This is a genomic window from Ruminococcus sp. CAG:57 (assembly GCF_000435935.1).
GTDB classification, from domain to species: domain Bacteria; phylum Bacillota; class Clostridia; order Oscillospirales; family Ruminococcaceae; genus Hominimerdicola; species Hominimerdicola aceti.
The window spans coordinates 53,980-55,867 of sequence record NZ_FR890735.1 but is presented as its reverse complement, the minus strand read 5'-3'; the positions used below and the strand labels follow the sequence as shown (position 1 = coordinate 55,867).

Genomic DNA, 1,888 nt, shown 5'->3' with positions numbered 1-1,888 from the left:
CTGAACGGTTTACAAAAACTACTTTTGAAAAATCAGCGGTAAAACTTTTGTCCGTTATACTGAAATCAGTTGTAGAACCTTTAATGAATTTGTTATTAACAGGCGAATATACAATTATTGCATAACATTTGGCTGTTTGTATATCGATATACGCCAAATCATTTTTAGTATCCCAATATACACCTTTATACTTGGGGTTTTGAATATTTGCCGCCGAGCAAGTGAACGGTAACACCGCCGCAACAATTGTTGCCATGAATAAACTGATAATTTTTTTCATAATTTTGTCCTCCTGTAAATTATATATTTTTATCACAGCTTTTAACTGTAAATATATTGTACCATACAATAAAAGGCAAGTCAATTGGCAATATATATAATTTTCTGCTTTCTTTTACCGCACTATGCACATAGTGCAGAATCTGCCTGTTTGTGTTTAATTATCCAAATTTGAACTTGTGCTTTCCGACACAAGTTTGTAGATGTTGTCGCCGTCTTTAAAGGAAGTTTCGCTTATGTAACTTGGACCTGTAGAAAAGCCTATACCATTTTCAGTTTTTTGTTCAAGCTGTATAAGTGTTCTGTCCCCGGCTTCATGATAGGTCATGATCCTATATCGCATCGGTTTGCTGTACTGTTCAATGGATTCAGCTTTCAAATTGTCATCAAAAAATGTTGCAAAAGAATCAATATATTTTTCAACATCTCCGCAAACATTGTATGTTTCATCATCTCCGATGTGAATATAGAATACGTTATTGTCAGTGTTTCCGTCAATGTAATAATCGCCAGCTTGTAAAACCGGCTCAACAAAATCATCTCCGTGAGAACATTCAGCCATGCTGCCCACTATGAGATCTTCTTCCTCTGATGTATCCTTATCAGCAAAAATATGTCTTATGCCAAAATACCAAAAGCAAAATATAAAAGCGACGGCAATAACTACCCATATTATTATGCCAACGTGTTTAGCTTTCATAGTTGTACCCCCATATAATTTTCAAATTAAATACTCTATGTTTAAATTATACAGTTTATGATTATAATTGTCAATTGGCAAAATGAATAACAAAAAACATATTTTGTATATATAGTCACATTTCAACAGAACTTTGTGCGTTTATCTAATTTTATTATTCCTATTGACAAATCCACATTAATGAGCTAAAATATAAATATTATTATTTTATATGGTGAGAAAGGAAAACCAAAATATGAAAATCAAAAGACTACTTGCAGCAGTGCTTTCCCTTGCAATGGGCGTATCAATGATGACAGCCTGCGGCAGTTCGGACAGCTCCTCAAAGGCTGAAAACGATTCTTCAGCTACAGAAAATACTCAGAAGCATACCAATGACCCTATGACAGTGACCACTGCAAAAGACCTTGTGGCTCAGATGAAAGTGGGCTGGAATCTTGGCAATACCATGGACGCCACAGGCGGCTCAGGTCTTGACGCTGAAACCTCATGGGGAAATGTGGAAACCACAAAATTGATGATAGACCAGGTCAAGGACGCAGGCTTCAACGTGTTCAGACTTCCTGTTTCATGGGGTACTCACATGGACGAGAACTATACAGTTGACGAAGCATGGATGAACAGAGTTCAGGAAATTGTCGATTACGGTATCGACAACGGAATGTTCGTTATCCTCAACACCCACCACGAGGAGTGGTATATGCCTAAGAAAGACCGTGCCGATAAGGATATAGAGCAGCTCAAAGCCCTCTGGAAGCAGATATGCGACAGATTTCAGGGCTATGACGAGCACCTCATTTTCGAGGGCGTGAACGAGCCTAGACTTAGAGGCGAGGGCAACGAGTGGATAGGCGACGCCGAGTCAAGAGAAGTCGTAAATCAGTACGCAAAGGCGTTCGTCGAAACAGT

At 38.3% G+C, this 1,888-nt stretch carries 3 protein-coding genes; 1 reads left to right on the top strand and 2 read right to left on the bottom strand.

Features of this window, described 5'->3' with window-relative positions; translation table 11 throughout:
• Together QVO88_RS06815 and QVO88_RS06810 are read right to left on the bottom strand one after the other, a co-directional pair.
• Positions 1 to 280, bottom strand: a 280-nt coding sequence (locus tag QVO88_RS06815) for a hypothetical protein (RefSeq protein WP_288177855.1), incomplete at its 3' end; no start/stop codon positions are given.
• A gap of 156 nt (positions 281 to 436) precedes the next feature.
• A complete protein-coding gene (locus QVO88_RS06810) occupies positions 437 to 979 on the bottom strand; it encodes a hypothetical protein (RefSeq protein WP_022287747.1) in 543 nt (180 codons plus the stop codon).
• Positions 980 to 1,214: 235 nt separating this feature from the next.
• On the opposite strand from QVO88_RS06810, the gene QVO88_RS06805 reads away from it, so the two are divergent.
• On the top strand, positions 1,215 to 1,888 hold a 674-nt coding region (locus QVO88_RS06805; RefSeq protein ID WP_288177854.1), incomplete at its 3' end, for a glycoside hydrolase family 5 protein.

Bases quoted from the DNA above. Each gene is read 5' to 3' on its own strand.
- QVO88_RS06810 (WP_022287747.1), bottom strand. From the start codon at position 979: ATGAAAGCTAAACACGTTGGCATAATAATATGGGTAGTTATTGCCGTC.